This is a genomic window from Alteriqipengyuania triglochinis, from assembly GCF_054655655.1.
This window is the reverse complement of record NZ_BAAHNC010000006.1, coordinates 1-15,380: the sequence shown is the minus strand read 5'-3', so window position 1 is coordinate 15,380 and position 15,380 is coordinate 1. Positions and strand designations below refer to the sequence as shown.

At 67.3% G+C, this 15,380-nt stretch carries 16 protein-coding genes; 8 read left to right on the top strand and 8 right to left on the bottom strand.

All coding sequences use genetic code 11. The annotated features are described in order from the left end of the window. Positions 1 to 56: 56 nt before the first annotated feature. Positions 57 to 2,375, bottom strand: a complete 2,319-nt coding sequence (locus ACYQ0L_RS14060; protein WP_459789973.1) for an LPS-assembly protein LptD — start codon at positions 2,373 to 2,375, stop codon at positions 57 to 59. A gap of 159 nt (positions 2,376 to 2,534) precedes the next feature. Here ACYQ0L_RS14060 and ACYQ0L_RS14055 point away from each other — a divergent pair, with 159 nt between their 5' ends. The 4 genes from ACYQ0L_RS14055 to ndk all read left to right on the top strand — a co-directional run bounded on the left by ACYQ0L_RS14055 (position 2,535) and on the right by ndk (position 5,099). Beyond that, on the top strand, positions 2,535 to 3,995 hold the full coding sequence (locus tag ACYQ0L_RS14055) for a leucyl aminopeptidase (RefSeq protein ID WP_459789972.1): 1,461 nt from the start codon (positions 2,535 to 2,537) through the stop codon (positions 3,993 to 3,995). Positions 3,996 to 4,011: 16 nt separating this feature from the next. Continuing rightward, positions 4,012 to 4,146 carry a DUF2256 domain-containing protein gene (locus ACYQ0L_RS14050; RefSeq protein WP_459789971.1) on the top strand — a complete coding sequence of 45 codons (135 nt, stop codon included), beginning with the start codon at positions 4,012 to 4,014 and terminating at the stop codon, positions 4,144 to 4,146. Continuing rightward, the gene (locus ACYQ0L_RS14045) at positions 4,143 to 4,589 is read left to right on the top strand and encodes a DNA polymerase III subunit chi (protein ID WP_459789970.1); all 447 of its coding nucleotides are present in this window, start codon (positions 4,143 to 4,145) and stop codon (positions 4,587 to 4,589) included. The genes ACYQ0L_RS14050 and ACYQ0L_RS14045 overlap by 4 nt, the downstream gene beginning before the upstream one ends. 87 nt (positions 4,590 to 4,676) lie before the next feature. Further along, a complete protein-coding gene (gene ndk, locus ACYQ0L_RS14040) occupies positions 4,677 to 5,099 on the top strand; it encodes a nucleoside-diphosphate kinase (RefSeq protein ID WP_459789969.1) in 423 nt (140 codons plus the stop codon). A gap of 99 nt (positions 5,100 to 5,198) precedes the next feature. Here ndk and ACYQ0L_RS14035 read toward each other — a convergent pair whose 3' ends face one another. The 4 genes from ACYQ0L_RS14035 to purM form a co-directional block, all read right to left on the bottom strand. Then, a complete protein-coding gene (locus ACYQ0L_RS14035) occupies positions 5,199 to 6,329 on the bottom strand; it encodes an MFS transporter (protein WP_459789968.1) in 1,131 nt (376 codons plus the stop codon). After that, entirely contained in the window at positions 6,326 to 6,850 is a 525-nt protein-coding gene (locus ACYQ0L_RS14030; RefSeq protein ID WP_459789967.1) for a TetR/AcrR family transcriptional regulator, read from the bottom strand. The genes ACYQ0L_RS14035 and ACYQ0L_RS14030 overlap by 4 nt, the downstream gene beginning before the upstream one ends. Positions 6,851 to 6,938: 88 nt before the next feature. Next, complete coding sequence (purN, locus tag ACYQ0L_RS14025; RefSeq protein WP_459789966.1) at positions 6,939 to 7,907, bottom strand: phosphoribosylglycinamide formyltransferase; 969 nt, start codon at positions 7,905 to 7,907, stop codon at positions 6,939 to 6,941. A 5-nt stretch (positions 7,908 to 7,912) separates the two neighbouring features. Continuing rightward, a complete protein-coding gene (purM, locus tag ACYQ0L_RS14020) occupies positions 7,913 to 9,025 on the bottom strand; it encodes a phosphoribosylformylglycinamidine cyclo-ligase (RefSeq protein ID WP_459789965.1) in 1,113 nt (370 codons plus the stop codon). Between the two features lie 72 nt (positions 9,026 to 9,097). Between purM and ACYQ0L_RS14015 the strand changes: the two genes are divergently transcribed. Genes ACYQ0L_RS14015 through ACYQ0L_RS14000 form a run of 4 tightly spaced genes read left to right on the top strand, consistent with a single transcriptional unit; the run spans position 9,098 to position 12,115 of the window. Then, positions 9,098 to 10,372: a heavy-metal-associated domain-containing protein gene (locus tag ACYQ0L_RS14015; protein ID WP_459789964.1), complete on the top strand. Its 1,275-nt coding sequence runs from the start codon at positions 9,098 to 9,100 to the stop codon at positions 10,370 to 10,372. Positions 10,373 to 10,386: 14 nt separating this feature from the next. Beyond that, positions 10,387 to 11,010: a P-loop NTPase family protein gene (locus tag ACYQ0L_RS14010; protein WP_459789962.1), complete on the top strand. Its 624-nt coding sequence runs from the start codon at positions 10,387 to 10,389 to the stop codon at positions 11,008 to 11,010. Positions 11,011 to 11,039: 29 nt separating this feature from the next. Beyond that, the gene (gene epsC, locus ACYQ0L_RS14005; protein ID WP_459789960.1) at positions 11,040 to 11,765 is read left to right on the top strand and encodes a serine O-acetyltransferase EpsC; all 726 of its coding nucleotides are present in this window, start codon (positions 11,040 to 11,042) and stop codon (positions 11,763 to 11,765) included. Then, positions 11,765 to 12,115: a DUF2794 domain-containing protein gene (locus ACYQ0L_RS14000; RefSeq protein ID WP_459789959.1), complete on the top strand. Its 351-nt coding sequence runs from the start codon at positions 11,765 to 11,767 to the stop codon at positions 12,113 to 12,115. The genes epsC and ACYQ0L_RS14000 overlap by 1 nt, the downstream gene beginning before the upstream one ends. A gap of 37 nt (positions 12,116 to 12,152) precedes the next feature. Here ACYQ0L_RS14000 and ACYQ0L_RS13995 read toward each other — a convergent pair whose 3' ends face one another. The 3 genes from ACYQ0L_RS13995 to ACYQ0L_RS13985 form a co-directional block, all read right to left on the bottom strand. After that, positions 12,153 to 13,310 (bottom strand): hypothetical protein, encoded by a 1,158-nt coding sequence (locus ACYQ0L_RS13995; protein ID WP_459789958.1) that lies wholly within the window; start codon positions 13,308 to 13,310, stop codon positions 12,153 to 12,155. Between the two features lie 115 nt (positions 13,311 to 13,425). Then, positions 13,426 to 14,094, bottom strand: coding sequence for a DUF4328 domain-containing protein (locus tag ACYQ0L_RS13990; protein WP_459789957.1), 669 nt, complete (start codon positions 14,092 to 14,094; stop codon positions 13,426 to 13,428). Positions 14,095 to 14,242: 148 nt separating this feature from the next. Further along, a complete protein-coding gene (locus ACYQ0L_RS13985) occupies positions 14,243 to 15,172 on the bottom strand; it encodes an SDR family NAD(P)-dependent oxidoreductase (protein ID WP_459789956.1) in 930 nt (309 codons plus the stop codon). Between the last annotated feature and the right edge of the window lie 208 nt (positions 15,173 to 15,380).

The following is a 15,380-nucleotide window of genomic DNA, read 5'->3' as shown; positions in this document are numbered from 1 at the left end:
AGTCCGCTGGGCCGCCTCTAGCGCGTCCGCCCTCGCGTGCCAATGCGGCTGGCGCACTATCCGCCGAAGCCGATATTGAGGAGGCGGAAGGTCAGCTCGATCGTGTTGCCGCGCAGCGCATCGCCCTGGCTCACGAAATCGCGCCGCCAGGTGAGCCCGAGGTCGATGCATTCGTCCTGGTAGGCGATCCCCAGACGGGTGCGGATCGGCTCGAAACCGTCGGCCTGCAGCGTCGGGTCTTCGTCGCGATTGGTCATGTTGACCACCGCCGATCCGAAGACCGACCAGTAATCGGCGAAGGCGATGCGGCCCGCCGCGCGCAGCTCTTCGCGGTCGCCGAGTTCCTCGTTGGTCAGCGGAATGTCCCGGTCGAGCCGCAGGTATCCGATTTCGGCATAGGTCCGGCGGCTGCCGATGGCTGCGTCGATCTCGGTGCGGCGGGGGGTGAGATCGTCCTTGTCGAGCCGGAAGCGGTACGTGAAGGAGACGAAATCCTTGTAGCGTACCCGCGTGCGCCCCACGATGTCGGAGAACTGGTCGGACAGGCCGGTCCCGTCCGGGAAAATGGTCTGCTTGTCGTCGAGGCGGTAGGACTGGCCGATATTGGCGGATACGCGCCAGTTGGCCCGGGTCAGTTCCCAGTCGACGCCATAGGTGATGCGCGCGCCATCCTCGAACCGGTCGTCGCCGGGAAAGCGGTTGAGCGAGAACAGGTTCACATCCTCGAGGTCGATCGCGCGCGAATCCTCGTTGGGCACGGCGGCGTTGCGCACCGGCGGCGTGGCGACCACCTGCACGCGCGGGGTCAGCACCTGCGTGCCGCCGAAGACCGGCCCCGCCAGCGGCCACGACACATCGAGCGCCGCCAGCGCGATCGTGCGGCCCTGCCAGCCTTCCTCGCCCCGGTAGCTGGCGATTGCGGTGCTCGCGGTATTGCCGGTGTGATACACATCGCCGCGCGCCAGCGCGGTCAGTTCGACCACCTGGCCCATGCCGGTGACCCGGCGCAGGTCCCACTTGGCAGAGGCCAGCGCGCGCTGCGTATCCTGCCCGTCCTCGCGCGTGATGGCGAGCGTGTTGCCGCGCAGGGTAAAGGTCCCGCCCAGCACCGGATCGTCGATCCGGCGGCGGTAATCGATCATCGGCAGCGCGACCGGCACTTCGCCCTGGCGCTGGTCGAGCCGGAGCGTCTGGGTGGCGAACCCGGCGACCACGAAGTAGCTGTCGGCGTCGATCCGCTCCAGTTCGGCTACCGTGCGCAGGCGGTCGTCGCGGCTGATGTCGTAACGGCGCAGGAAGGTGCGGTCGCTCGCGATCCGGGTCGAGCCGGTGAACTGCCAGTTCTCGTCCAGCTGGAAGCGGCCGTTGGCCGCGATATAACCGCGAAAGTCCTGTTCGCCCGCCGCGGTGCCGGTGAACCGGTTGATCTTGCGGCTGCGGGTGACGTAGCCGGTCGCCTGGAAGGCCCCGTTGTCGGACAGTTCGCGATAGGTCGCGCGCGCCATCGGCAGCGCGTCGGTGAACACGTGCGCACCCAGCTGCAGGTCGCGGTTCTCGCCCAGCCGCCAGTAATAGCTGCCGCTGACCTCGCCCCCGTTGGAGCCCGAAATGCGCAGCGAAGGCACGAGGAAGCCCGAACTGGCCCCGCCATCGGTGCGCAGCTCCAGCGTCGGCAGCGGCACGATGCGCTGGCCGAAGAGCGAGAAGAAGCCGTTTTCGAACCGCACGCGGTTGGCATCCGGGTCGTAGACCACCCGCTCTGCGGTGATCTTCCAGCTCGGGTCCTTGGGGCAGCCTTCGGAGGTGGCTACCGGGCAGGCCGAATAGGCGCCGCGGACCAGCGAGATGCGCCCGTCGTCCGCACGCTCGCCGCGCTCTGCGGCCAGCCGTCCACCCTCGCGCAGGACCAGCAGCAGGTCTTCGAGCGCGCCGGTTTCGAACGTGTCGGTCAGCTCGAGCGTGCTGGCGTAGAGCTGGTTGCCGTCGGCATCGACGTAGCGCACGTTGCCGCTGGCATCGATCCGACCGGCCGCGCGATCCCAGCGGACCTCGTCGGCCCGCACGGAGCGGTCGCCTTCACGCAGCAGCACGTTGCCGCGCGCGAGCACCACATCATTGCCCGATTCGTATTCCAGCGCATCCGCCTCGAAGGCGATCTGCCGCTCCACCCCGGGGGGCGGGGCTTCGCCCTCGATATAGTCGTTGACCGCCTCTTCGACGCCGTCCTCTTCGGCCGCGGGTTGCTCGACAGGGGGCGTGTCCTGCGCAGCCGCCGGAGCCGGCAAGGCGAAGGCGAAGCCCGCCAGGGCCGCGCCGCCCAGCAGGTTCGCACGAGTCGCAGCTGATGGAGAGGGGGAACGGTTCGGCCGGTGCATCGCTTGCCTATTGCACCGAGGCTCCTTAATCGCAATCGCGCTTGCGGAGCCTCGCGAACGCGGCCGCTCGTGTGACGCCCGCGCCACGCAGCGCAGGCGGCCACGGTGGCTGCGCTTCCCCGCTTATGACATCTTCTTTCCGGTAAGGATTACCCCATCATGCAATTCACCTTCGCCGACAGCCTTCCCGCCGACGCCACCCTGATCGCGAGCATCGCCAACAAGGGCAGCCTGCCCGACCGGCTGGAACCGGCTCTTGCCGAAGGCGCGAAGCGCGGGCGCTTCAAGGGCACGCCCGGGCAGGTCCTCGAAGGCTTCGTAGAGCGTGATGGAAAGGTCGTGCGCGTCGCGCTGGCCGGGGCGGGCGAAGCGGGCGCGAAGGATCGCCGCGCCAACCTCGAAAAGGCGGGTGGCGCGCTCGCCGCGAAGTTCCTGACCTCGGGCGAGAGCACGCTAACGCTCGACCTGACGGGCAGCGACCTCTCGGCGGACCAGGCGGCGGCAGTGCTGCTCGGCCTGCGGCTGCGCGCATGGCGCTGGGATATCTATCGCACTACGCAAAAGGATGCGGACAAGGTTTCGCTCAAGAGCGTGACCGTCGTCGGCGCGCCCGACGGAACCGATGCCGCGTGGGAACGCGAGGGCGCCCTGGCTGAAGGCGTCGAGTTCACCAAGGAACTGATCACGCAGCCCGCCAATGTGCTCTATCCCGAGAGTTTCGTGGAACGGTGCCGCGAGGCGCTGGAAGGCACCGGGATCGAGATCACCGTGCTGGGCGACGAGGAAATGGAGAAGCTCGGCATGGGCGCGCTGCTCGGCGTCGGGCAGGGCTCCACGCGCCCCTCGCGCATTCTCGCGATGCGCTGGAACGGCGGCAATGCGGGAGACAAGCCGACGCTGTTCGTCGGCAAGGGCGTCACCTTCGACAGCGGCGGCATCTCGATCAAGCCGGGTGCCGGCATGGAAGACATGAAGTGGGACATGGGCGGCGCGGGGGCCGTCGCGGGAGCGATGGTGGCGCTTGCCAAGCGTAAGGCCAAGGCCAACGTGATCGGCGTGTGCGGTCTGGTGGAGAACATGCCCGACGGCAATGCGCAGCGTCCCGGCGACGTGGTCACCACGATGAGCGGGCAGACGGTCGAGGTCATTAACACCGATGCCGAAGGGCGGCTGGTGCTCGCCGATGCGCTGCACTGGGCGCAGGAGGAATACGATCCGGCCGCAGTGGTCGATCTCGCCACGCTGACCGGCGCGATGCTGATCGCGCTCGGCCACGAACAGGCGGGCTTGTTCTCCAACGACGATACGCTGGCCGAACGGCTGACGGCTGCTGGCAAGACCAGCGGCGACAAGCTGTGGCGCATGCCGATCGGCCCGGCCTACGACAAGCTGATCGATTCGCCGATCGCGGACATGAAGAACGTCGGTCCGCGCGAGGCGGGGTCGATCACCGCCGCGCAGTTCCTCCAGCGCTTCATCAAGAAGGGCACACCGTGGGCGCACCTCGACATCGCCGGGATGGCATGGTCGAACAAGCCGGGCGCGACGTGGGACAAGGGCGCGACCGGATACGGCGTGCGCCTGCTCGACCAGTATGTCCGCGACGTAATCGAGGGCTGATCGCGATCCTGGTCCCATGAACAAGATGCGCAAGAAGTGGGCGCGGGACTGGGATGAAGTGAAGTACTGCTCCGAACGCTGCCGCCGGTCTGCCAAGGGGGCCGGCAAGGCAGCCTCGGGCAGCGAAGAGGCAGGCGGGCAGAACGCATGAAGGTCGACTTCTGGCTCCTCTCTCGCGACCCGGCCGAGCGCGTGGTGGCGATGATCGCCGAGCGCGTGCTGGCCGAAGATGGGCGCGTGCTGGTCGTGTGCGAGAACGCAGGCCAGCGCGAGACCGTCGGCAAGACGCTGTGGGACGCGAAGGCCGAGGCCTTTCTCGCCAATGGCGAGGCGGGCGGCACGCATGATGCGCAGCAGCCGATCCTGCTCTCCGCCGCCTGCGAGCCCGCCAACGGGGCGGGTGCCTGCATCCTCGCCGACGGGCGCTGGCGACCCGAAACGCTCGACGGTGAGCGGTTCGACCGCGTCTTCCTGCTGTTCGACGACGAAGGGCGCGATGCGGCGCGCAGCGCTTGGCGCGAAGTTTCGGCGCGCGCAGGGCTCGAACGCAGCTTTTACGAACAGCGCGACGGGCGTTGGGCCAAGGTCGCGTAACACCCTTCGCATCTTGCCGTCTTCGCTCAAGCTGCTAGGGGCGCGCGCGAAGAAATTCTCCCCCTACAATTCGCAAGGAACACTATCATGGCGGCTACCCGCACCTTTTCGATCATCAAGCCCGACGCCACCCGCCGCAACCTGACCGGCGCGGTCACCAAGATGCTGGAAGAAGCCGGCCTGCGCGTCGTTGCTTCCAAGCGCATCCAGATGACCGAAGACCAGGCGAAGAAGTTCTACGAAGTCCACGCAGAACGTCCCTTCTACGGTGAACTGGTCGACTTCATGACGAGCGGCCCGGTGGTCGTGCAGGTTCTCGAAGGCGAAGACGCCGTGAAGCGCAACCGCGACGTGATGGGCGCGACCAACCCGGCCGACGCCGCCGAGGGCACGATCCGCAAGGCCTATGCCGAATCGATCGAAGCGAACTCGGTGCACGGTTCGGACAGCGACGAAAACGCCGCGACCGAAATCGCGTTCTTCTTCAACGACGATGAGATCGTCGGCTAAGCTTTCGCTCAGCAATTAATCAGAGAGGGCTCCGGAGCGATCCGGGGCCCTTTTTGATGGTGATTGGCGCCCGTTTCGCTTTGGTGGGGGCGATCACGCTCAGGAGCGGTCGGGGGCGAAATCGGGTCGAATGATACCGGCGAGCAGCGCGAGGGCGCCGAAGGCGATGATCGCAGCTGGAACGCCAGAGCCGCCCATCATCAGGCCAAAGACGGGCGCGCCGGCGGTTTGCCCGATGGCAAGCGTCAGGAAACCGATCGTCAGGCCGGTAGCGGGCCGGTCCGGCAGGGCGCGGACGCCCCAGACGAGATAGACGCCGGTCAGCATCAGGTAAGCGGCGCCGAAAAGCACTCCGCCCGCCAGAATGCCCACCGCGTTCGCCACGCCGGTTCCGACCACGCCGATGGTGGCGGCAAGGATGCTGCAGAACAGCAGATGGACGCGCCTCAGGCCAAAGCGCGAGACGAGGGTGCCTGCCCAGGCCCCGGCAATTCCGCCTGCGCCGATGCACGTCCACAGAATCGCGGTTCCTTCGGGGCCCCAACCCAGGCTTCGCGACACGAGCTGCCCGCCGAACGACCATATCGCGGTGCTCGCCATGCCGGCAAGGAAGGTGGCGGCGATCAGGCGCCCGAGCGGCCGCGTGATCTGCGGGAGGCCAGCCGGTGAATGGCTGCCGCGCGACGGTGGCAAGGCCAGCGCGGCGCAGATCGCGAGAACGACGGCCATTGCCGCAAAGACCGCGAATGTGGTTCGCCATTGACCGCTTACGACCAAGGCGATCGGGCCGGACAGGGCGACACCTGCGCTCGTCCCGGCATTGATAATCGTGTTCGTGGAATCCTGACGGTCGGCGCGCACAGCGGCGGCCACCGCCGCTGCCATCGGCGGCGAGGCTAGTCCTGTACTTGATCCGGCAACGATAACGGCGGCGGCCAGAAGCGCGGGTGAGGGTGCCAGCGCGATCCCCGCCATGCCGATCGCCGCCACGCCCGCCGCCGCCACCGCGAGGGCGCGTGCGCCGAACCGCTCGGTCAGGGCGGCCGCAGCGATGATCGCAAAACAATAGCCTGCGAAAGAGCCTCCCGAGATGACACCGCTGAGGGACGGGCCGAGCTGCAGTTCGGCATCGATCTGCGGCAGGAACAGGCCGAAGGCGAATCGCGCAAAGCCGTAGCACAGCGCAATCAGGCCGAAGCCGGTCGCCCCGATCCGGAGCGCCGGGCTCATCGTCGTGCTGCGCCCAGCAAAACGCCTGCGGCAGAGCGGGCCGCCGATACGGCGGCGACCCCGCGATACACCGCCGCGTGCGTCGCGCCCTCGGCCAGGACCAGGATCTGTTCGGCGAGAAGCGGATCCTCGTGACCAAGGTCCGCGGCGACGACCTCATGGATGCGTTGGCGGAAGGTCTCTTTGTGGGTGGTGACGGCGGCGGCGATCTCCGGCGTCTCGCCGCCCGTCTCGGCGAGCGAGCGCAGGAACAGGCAGCCCCGCGCGCCCTCCGTCTCGACCCATGCCTCGAGTGCGCAGAACAGTGCATCGACGCTTTGCCGGTCCATGCTCTTCATGAAACGTCGGTCGCGCGCTGCGAGGACCTGGCCCATGAGCGCCGCCTTGCTGCCGACATGCTTGTAGAGCGTCCGGCTGGACATACCGGCAGCCTGCGTCAGCCTGTCCATCCCGGTCGCGGTATAACCATCGGTGTCGAAAAGCCGCTCGGCAGCGATGGTGATTTGGTCGATCTTGTCCATCGGCGATGGTCTAAACGACGCTCGCACGAAAGTAAAACGATCGCTTTACCCAGCAGATCGATCAGTCCGCCAACCGCTCTCCAGCCGACTAAAACTCGTCCGCGGCGTCCGCCAGCTTGGTCAGCCGCTTGGGCGCAACGCTGCGCCATGAACGCTCCAGCCAGTGCTGCACCTGGTCCCAGTCGCAGTCCGCGCGGTTGAGCGCGATGCCGACCCAGCCGCTTGCGTGGTAATAGGCGGGGCGGAAGAACACTTCCGGATCGCGTTCGACCAGATCGGCAAGCTCGTCCTGCCCGCTGGTCTTGGCGAGCAGGGCGATCTGGTGCGCACCGTGGTGGCGGTCCGCGAAGTGGGCGAAGAACTTGCCGCTCTTGCCCGCGATCTTGAATCCGGGCGAGCCGTGGCTGGTCGCGGCTTCGGCCTCGGGCAGGGCCAGCGCCATCTCGCGCACGCGGCCCAGCAGCCACTCGGGGTCGTGGGGGCGCGAGACGTAGTCGGCGAGGATGCGCGGGTAGAGCTGGTGCTCGGCGACCTTGACCCGCAGCGCGAGTGTCTCGGGCGTGTCGCCCCCCATCACCGCGACTTCGGCCCGGCCCAGCACCTCGCCGCCGTCGAGCTCGGTATTGACGAGATGGACCGAGGTGCCCGCGACTTCGTCCCCCGCCGCGAGCGCGCGGGCATGGGTGTCGAGGCCCTTGTACTTGGGCAACAGCGAGGGATGGATGTTGAGCATCCGGCCCTCCCATCCCTGCACGAAATCATCGCCGAGGACGCGCATGTAGCCCGCCAGCGCGACGAACTGTGCGCCCGATTCGCGGATCGAAGCATCCATCGCGGCATCGTGCGCCGTGCGCTCCATCCCCTTGTGGGAAAGGGCGAAGGTCGGCACGCCCTCCGCCTCGGCCAGCGACAGCCCGCCCGCGTGCGGATCGTTGCTGGCGACCAGCACGATCTCGAACGGCGCGCCGAGCTTGCTGGCATAGAGCAGCGCGGCCATGTTGGTCCCGCTGCCCGAGATGAGCACCGCGACCCTTGCGCGCTGTTCTTCGGTGGGCATGGATCTTAGTGGTCGTGCCGGGCGACCCAGTCGCCCTGCGCGGCCCACAGGCCGGCGGTACCGTCGACATCGCAGCCGCGCGTGCCTTCGACGACTTCGCCGATCGTGAACACGCTCTCGCCCGCCTCTTCGAGCCGCGCGGTGACCGCTTCTGCGTGTTCATCGGCGACCATCAGCACCATGCCGATGCCACAGTTGAAGGTGCGCGCCAGTTCCTCGGGCTCGATATTCCCCTGCGCCTGCAGGAAGGCCATCAGGCGCGGCAGCGGCCAGCGCGAAGCGTGGACCTTCGCGCGGCTGCCATCGGGCAGGGCGCGCGGAATATTCTCGAGCAGGCCGCCGCCGGTGATGTGGGCCAGCCCGTCGATCAGCCCATCGCGAATCAGCGGCAGCAGGCTCGCCACGTAGATCCGCGTCGGCTCCATCAGGTGGTCGACAAGCAGCTTGTCCTGATCGAACAGCGCGGGGCGGTCCATCTTCCAGCCCTTGTCCCCGGCGAGCCTGCGCACGAGCGAGAAGCCGTTGGAATGCACCCCCGAACTGGCGAGGCCGAGCAGGAGGTGGCCGGGCGCGATTCGCTCTCCGGTCAACTGCTCGCCGCGCTCCACCGCGCCGACGCAGAAGCCTGCAAGGTCGTAGTCGCCCGCTGCATACATGCCCGGCATTTCCGCGGTTTCGCCGCCGATCAGTGCGCAGCCGGCCAGTTTGCAGCCCTCGGCAATGCCCGCGATCACGCGTTCCGCAACGCCGCTTTCGAGCGCGCCTGTGGCGAAATAGTCGAGGAAGAACAGCGGCTCGGCGCCCTGGACGATCAGGTCGTTGACGCACATTGCGACCAGATCGATGCCTACCTGATCGTGCCGATCGTGGTCGATCGCAAGCTTCAGCTTGGTGCCGACGCCATCGTTCGCGGCCACCAGCAGCGGGTCTTTGAAACCCGCCGCCTTCGGATCGAAGAAGGCGCCGAAGCCGCCCAGCTCGGCATCTGCGCCGGGCCGCGCGGTCGCGCGCACCAGCGGGCCGATCGCCTTGACGAGCGCATTGCCCGCCGCGATCGACACGCCTGCGCCTTCGTAAGTGTAGCTCTCGGGGCTCTCGGAGTTCTCGGGATTGCTCATGAGCGCGACGTCTTACGCTTTCGCGCTTGGAAATCCATCGCCACTTGGGCAAAAGGCGCCTGACTTTCCCCGATGACCCTTCCCGCAACCCCTTTCGCGCGTGTCGCAATCGCCCTGCTGGCCGTATTCGGCTTGTTGGCTGCGCTGTATGCGGGCGGCGTGTTCGCGCAGGTGGAGGGGGATCGCGGCATCGCGCCGCTGATGGCCAGCACCGATATCAATGTCGGTGGGATCGAGGTGAACGTCACCGGCGACGATCCCGAGGATGCGCGGCAGAAGGGCTGGCGCGAGGCGCAGCGCAAGGCGTGGGAAAAGCTGGACGGTCCCGACCTGTCCGACAGCCAGCTGCAGGGCCTCGTCTCGGCCATCGTTATCCAGCACGAGGAAACCGGGCCCCGGCGCTACGTCGCCACTCTGGGCGTCACCTTCGACCGCCAGCGCACGGCGGGCTATCTCGGCAGTTCGGGTGCAACCCGGCGGTCCGCGCCGATGCTGCTGCTGCCGGTGACGATCAGCGGCGGGACCGAACTGATGTACCAGCAGGTCAATCCGTGGCAGCGCGCCTGGGCCGAATACCAGCCGGGTGCCAGCCGGATCGACTATGTCCGCCCCGCAGGCGCCGGCGGCGAATCGCTGCTGCTGACCTATGGCCAGACCGGGCGGCGCAGCCGCAACTGGTGGGCGACGATCATCGATCAGTTCGGCGCCGCCGACGTGCTCGTGCCCATCGCGCAGCTCGATTACAGCTATCCCGGCGGACCGGTGGAGGGGCGTTTCGTGGCGCGCTACGGGCCGGACAGCAAGTATCTCGGCCGCTTCACCATGCGCGCCGAATCGCCGCGCCAGCTGCCCGCCATGCTCGAACGTGCGGTCGCCCGGTTCGACGAGATGTTCGTCGAGGCGCTGGCCGAGGGTACGATTCGGCCCGATCCCACGCTCGACCGCGGGACCGGCACGGTCGACGCCAATGTCGCGCGCCTGATCGCGCAGAGCCGCGCGATCCTGGCCCGGGCCGAAGCCGCGCGCCGGACCTCCCGCGTCGAGGAAGAGAGCGTCGCCGATGCCAATGCCGCGCAGGCTGGCGCTGCCGGTGGCGGCGAGACCGCGAGCGTGGTGAACCTCTTCATCAACGTTCCCACGCCCGATGCCGCCGCCTTCGACGCCGCACTGGCGACCGTGCGCGGCACGCCGGGCGTACGCGGCGCGTCCGTGGCAAGCACCGCGATCGGCGGGACCTCGGTGCTCAGCGTGACCTATGCCGGCACGATCGACGATCTGATCGGGGCGATCGCCCAGGGTGGCTACAACGTCCAGCGCGCGGGCAACAACCTGACCATCAGTCGCTAGGCGGGAGGCTGTTCGTGGGCCGTCCCGCTTCGCAAATCGCGCTCCCGCTGCCCCCTGCGCGCGAGGGCGATCCCGACAGCATCGTGATCGGCAATGCGAACCTCGCGGTGGTCGAGGCGCTGCGCGAGCCGCAGCGCTGGCCGTTCCGCACCGCGATCCTGCGCGGGGCCCCGCGCTCGGGCAAGTCGCTGCTGGGCCGCTGGTTCGACCACGCAGGGCTGGGCGAAACGATCGATGCGGCGGATGCAATGGACGAAACCGCGCTGTTCCACCGCTGGAACCGCGCTCAGGAGGAAGGCACGCCGCTGCTTCTGATTTCCGATGCCGCCCCGTGGAACATCGCGTTGCCCGACCTGCGCTCGCGGCTGGGCGCGGCGCTGGCGCTCGAAATCGGTGCGCCCGACGACGAGATGATGCGCGACCTGATCGCCAGCCATGCAGAGCGGCGGGGGCTGGTACTGGGCGAGGATGCGCTCACCTACGTCGTACCGCGGATGACCCGCAGCTTCGCGGCAGCAGAACGATTCGTCGCGGCGGTAGACCGCCTCGCGCTGGAACGCCAATCCCGCCCGACACGCAATCTTTGCCGTGACGCTCTGGAATCCCTAGATGGGCCGGAACAAGGCCGCTTGCTTTAGGCAAGGAAGGGTGAAACACTCATGAGACGATGTTCGTGGGTCTGATCGACTATCTCGACTCCGTGAAAAAGCGGGACCCCGCGCCACGATCGCGGTGGGAAGTGCTGCTCTATCCGGGCGTGCTCGCGCTGGGCCTGCACCGTGTCGCGCGCTGGCTGTTCGAGGCGCGGCTGTTCTTCCTTGCCCGGCTGGTCAACCACTTCTCGCGCTTCCTGACCGCGATCGACATCCATCCCGGCGCCAAGATCGGCAAGTACTTCTTCATCGACCACGGCTTCACCGTGATCGGCGAGACGGCGGAGATCGGCGACTGGGTTACGATCTACCAGTGCGTCACGCTGGGCGGCACCAATCCGACCAACGGGGAGGCGGGCAAGCGCCACCCCACCATCGGCGATTATGCCATCATCGGTTCGGGCGCGCAGGTCATCGGGCCGATCACCGTGGGTGAGCGGGCGCGAATCGGCGCGAATGCCGTCGTCACCGACGACGTGCCCGAAGGGGCGACGATGATCGGGATGAAGGCCCGTTCGACCCTCGTGCCCGCCGAGGAATGGCTGCGCGAATTCATCCCCTACGGCACGCCGTGCGACGAGCCGTGCGAGGACCAATCCTCGGTCGGCAAGCGGCGGGCGGACGTGATGGAGGCCGAGCTTGCGGCGCTGCGCGCCGAGATCGAGGCACTGAAGGCGGACCGCGGAGAGGCCGGTCAGGCCCGGGGCGACCCTGTGCGCCGCAGCGGATCGAGTAGCTGATGGCGGCCGGTCCCGGCGGTACAGTGCTGGCTTTTCCGGGCGCGAAGCCGACCCAGGTGGGCTTCTCGCGCCAGGAACTGACCCGCATCCTCGACCTCTACGGCCGGATGGTCGCGGCGGGCGAGTGGCGCGACTACGCGATGGATTTCGGCCGCGATGCCGCCAGCTTCGCCGCTTTCCGCCGCGCCGCCGAACGTCCGCAGGCGCGGGTCGAGAAACGCCCGGCTCTGCGCAACAAGCAGGGCATGTGGACGCTGTTCGGCGAGCACGGCCAGGTGCTCAAACGCGGGCATGAGCTGGCAGGCGTGCTCGCCCCGTTGGAGCGGCGGCTGGTCAAGGCGATCGACTAGGCCCGTTATCTTCTCCCCTTTGCAGGGAGTTTTTCGCCTAAGCCACCACCAGATCGCGCTCGCTGCTCGGCAGGGCATAGCGCCACTCCTCGGGCAGCGGGCTCACCAGAGCGCGGCGGATGGGAGCCCAGAAGGCGGACAGCGTCAGCAGCGCCGATCCGATGACCAGCGCGGTCAGCGCCACGGTTAGCTCGACCGCACCGAAACGGTCGAACAGGAAGGCGAGGGCTACCAGCACGTACACCAGTGCGGAGACGAGCAGCGCACGCCGGTCCACGATCAGCGCGACGATCCCGAAGGCGATGTAGATCGCCAGCACCGCGATCGCCTTGGCGATCCCGATTTCCGATCCGCCCATCACGCCCAGCGTGGCGAAGATCGGGTGCGCGATCATTGGCGCGGCAAGCAGGTGGAGCCAGAAGGCGACATCGCTGCGCCGCGTGGTGCGGGCCGGATCCTTGAGGTCCCACCACATGGCGAAGGCGAACACGGCGAGGCCGGCGACGAAAACCAGCCACAGGGCCACATCGCCGAGGTCCGCATTCCTCGGCCCGAGAGCGGACAGCACCAACCCGATGACCGTCGCGGACAGCGCGGCCGCGCCTGCGGCAACCGTGATCGGTACCTTGAAACGCGCCCAGTGAAGCCACGCGGCAAAGGCGCCGATCACGCCTGCGCCTGCGATGAAATAGCCCGCGAGGCTGTTGCTCCGATCGGGTCCGGCAAGAGAAATTCCCAATGCGGTCGAGCCGACGAACACGCCGCCGACGAAGCCGAGCAGCAGGATGATGCTGGGCAGCGCCATGCGCCGCTTGCGGGTGAAGAATTCGGCAAGTGGCCAGGATGCCAGCGCGATCAGCGCGGCTGCGATCGCGATCGACACTGCGGTGCTGAGGCTGCTTTGCTGCCGGTATGCCTCCCACGCGGCTTCGGAGGCCTCGACGCTCCAGTCCCAGCTCTGCACCGGCACGATCATCTTGCCGAGCTGCTGGCCGATCGCCCCGGCGGCGAACAGCATGATCGCGATGCCGATGGCGACGAAGATGTCGTTGAAGGAATTGAGGAGCCTGAAGTTCTCCTCGTCGCCGCGCGTGATGCCGCGCACCTGCGTCATGTGGGCGCGGAAGGAAGCGGCCGCCTCCTCGCTCAGCGCGCCCGCCTCGATGGCGGAATTGATGTCTTCTTCCGAATACACCGGCCAAGCCTCCCCTGCCTGTTCGCGAAGGGAAGTTACGACCGGTGTATTAGGGTGTCAATACGGTCTGACGCAGCGGCTGTGTCGCTGGTCGGGTGCAGCTATGCGGACGGAGCTAGTCGAACACGTGGTCGACGTGGAGCGCGGTGTCCTGCGCGTGGGTGATCTGGCGGATAATCCGGTGCAGCATCACCGCACATGCGATCAGCAGCACACTCGATACCGCGCCCATGCCATTGGCGACCACCATGTTGCTGCCATCGCCATAGCCTTCCATCCGCATGCTGATATTGGAGAGGATGCTGCCGATGATCCAGCAGGCCCACCACGCATTGATGAGGCCCGGCGCAGGCTCGCCGTAGCTGTCTCTTTCCAGATGGCTCTCGTTCCACAGGTCGCGCATGTTCTGGAATGGCTTGATCAGGTTGGCGAAGGGGATGAAGTACCAGCCCACCGCCATCCCGGGCGAGGATTCGGTCTCGATCCCGCGCTCCTTGAGATTGGCGTGCGCGCGGTAGATCCACATGCTCACCAGCACGACCGAGACGAGGAAGATCACCAGATAGGCGATCGCGGCGAAGCCGAAGGTGACCGCCAGCGTTTCCGGTACCATCGCATAAAGATCGATCTGCCCCGTCAGCGCGAGCACTTCGGATACCAGCATCACCGCAGAAATGCCGACATAGGCGATAAGTGCGTAGCCAGCATTGCGGGCGCGCGCTTTCAAGCGGGCGAAGCCGCTATCCGAAGCCCGCGCACGAGTGCCGACTGCGGCAAATTCCATGGTTTCCATAAATCAAAGCCCCCGAGGGGCGGAGCGAGGCCTGTTGCCCGCTCCCCCGACCCCCGGGGGCAGGATTATCGTGCCCTGTCGCGCCGCACTAGTGAAAACCGCGGCGGTTATCGGACGCTTGCCGGGTATGCGGCGGGCTTTAGCCGCGCGCGCTGCCAGGTCCGGTACCGGTGACCTTCTGCATCGCGGTCAGGATCGCGCCCGACTGCTCCTGGCCCGACTGCGGAGCCTTGAGGTTGCTCTGCTCGCTGATCTTTTCCCAGTTCTCGGCAAACCCTTCGACCGTGCGCTCACCCTCGGGCAGCCACACCGCGTCGTTCATCACCACCCATGCCGAGTGGAAGCCGCCTGCGCCCGCGCCAACGATGGCGTTGGTCGGCGCGTCTTCGCTGACGAGGTAGAGCGCGGCGGGGACCACGTTTTCAGGTGCGAACAGCTCGAAGGCTTCCTTGGGGAACAGGTCCTCGGTCATCCGCGTGCCCGCGACCGGGGCCAGCGTGTTGACCTTGATGTTGTACTTCGCGCCTTCGATCTGGAGCGTCTTGGTGAGGCCAGCGAGGCCCAGCTTGGCCGCGCCGTAGTTGGCCTGGCCGAAATTGCCGAACAGCCCGGTGGAGCTGGCGGTCATCAGGATGCGGCCATAGGCCTGTTCGCGCATGGTTTCCCACACGGCCTTGGTCGCGTTGGCCGATCCGTTGAGGTGCACGTCGACCACGAATTCGAAGTCGGCCGGCTCCATCTTGGCGAAGCTCTTGTCGCGCAGGACGCCCGCATTGTTGATCAGACAGTGGACGCCGCCGAACTTCTGCTTGGCGTCGGCGACCATCTTTTCCATCTGCTCGTATTCGGTGACCGATGCGCCGTTGGCCATCGCTTCGCCGCCGGCTTTCTCGATCTCTTCGACGACCTGCGCCGCCGCGTCGGACGATCCGGTGCCGTCGCGCGATCCGCCGAGATCGTTGACCACGACCTTCGCGCCGCGCCGCCCGAGCTCGAGTGCGTAGGCGCGGCCGAGGCCACCGCCTGCACCGGTGACGATGGCGACTTTGTCTTTGAACGAGATGCTCATGAGTGTCTCTCCGCTAGGGTTCTACAACGTGAAAATTGGCTGCGGAGTGGCAGGTTCCAGCCATTCTGGCAACACTGCGCAGGATGGGCCGCCATGCCGTAGGGGCAGGCTGCGGGAGGAAGGTGAGGCAATGAACTCCTCCCCCTTGAGGGGGGAGGCAGGATAGGGTGTACGGCGCTGGCAGAACGGGCCGGGGGGGGGGGGGGGG

Excerpts from the sequence above, each read along its gene's own strand:
- ACYQ0L_RS14060 (WP_459789973.1), bottom strand. The coding sequence starts at position 2,375 with ATGCACCGGCCGAACCGTTCCCCCTCTCCATCAGCTGCGACTCGTGCG.
- ACYQ0L_RS14055 (WP_459789972.1), top strand. The coding sequence starts at position 2,535 with ATGCAATTCACCTTCGCCGACAGCCTTCCCGCCGACGCCACCCTGATC.
- ACYQ0L_RS14050 (WP_459789971.1), top strand. The coding sequence starts at position 4,012 with ATGAACAAGATGCGCAAGAAGTGGGCGCGGGACTGGGATGAAGTGAAG.
- ACYQ0L_RS14045 (WP_459789970.1), top strand. The coding sequence starts at position 4,143 with ATGAAGGTCGACTTCTGGCTCCTCTCTCGCGACCCGGCCGAGCGCGTG.
- ndk (WP_459789969.1), top strand. The coding sequence starts at position 4,677 with ATGGCGGCTACCCGCACCTTTTCGATCATCAAGCCCGACGCCACCCGC.
- ACYQ0L_RS14035 (WP_459789968.1), bottom strand. The coding sequence starts at position 6,329 with ATGAGCCCGGCGCTCCGGATCGGGGCGACCGGCTTCGGCCTGATTGCG.
- ACYQ0L_RS14030 (WP_459789967.1), bottom strand. The coding sequence starts at position 6,850 with ATGGACAAGATCGACCAAATCACCATCGCTGCCGAGCGGCTTTTCGAC.
- purN (WP_459789966.1), bottom strand. The coding sequence starts at position 7,907 with ATGCCCACCGAAGAACAGCGCGCAAGGGTCGCGGTGCTCATCTCGGGC.
- purM (WP_459789965.1), bottom strand. The coding sequence starts at position 9,025 with ATGAGCAATCCCGAGAACTCCGAGAGCCCCGAGAGCTACACTTACGAA.
- ACYQ0L_RS14015 (WP_459789964.1), top strand. The coding sequence starts at position 9,098 with ATGACCCTTCCCGCAACCCCTTTCGCGCGTGTCGCAATCGCCCTGCTG.
- epsC (WP_459789960.1), top strand. The coding sequence starts at position 11,040 with ATGTTCGTGGGTCTGATCGACTATCTCGACTCCGTGAAAAAGCGGGAC.
- ACYQ0L_RS14000 (WP_459789959.1), top strand. The coding sequence starts at position 11,765 with ATGGCGGCCGGTCCCGGCGGTACAGTGCTGGCTTTTCCGGGCGCGAAG.
- ACYQ0L_RS13990 (WP_459789957.1), bottom strand. The coding sequence starts at position 14,094 with ATGGAATTTGCCGCAGTCGGCACTCGTGCGCGGGCTTCGGATAGCGGC.
- ACYQ0L_RS13985 (WP_459789956.1), bottom strand. The coding sequence starts at position 15,172 with ATGAGCATCTCGTTCAAAGACAAAGTCGCCATCGTCACCGGTGCAGGC.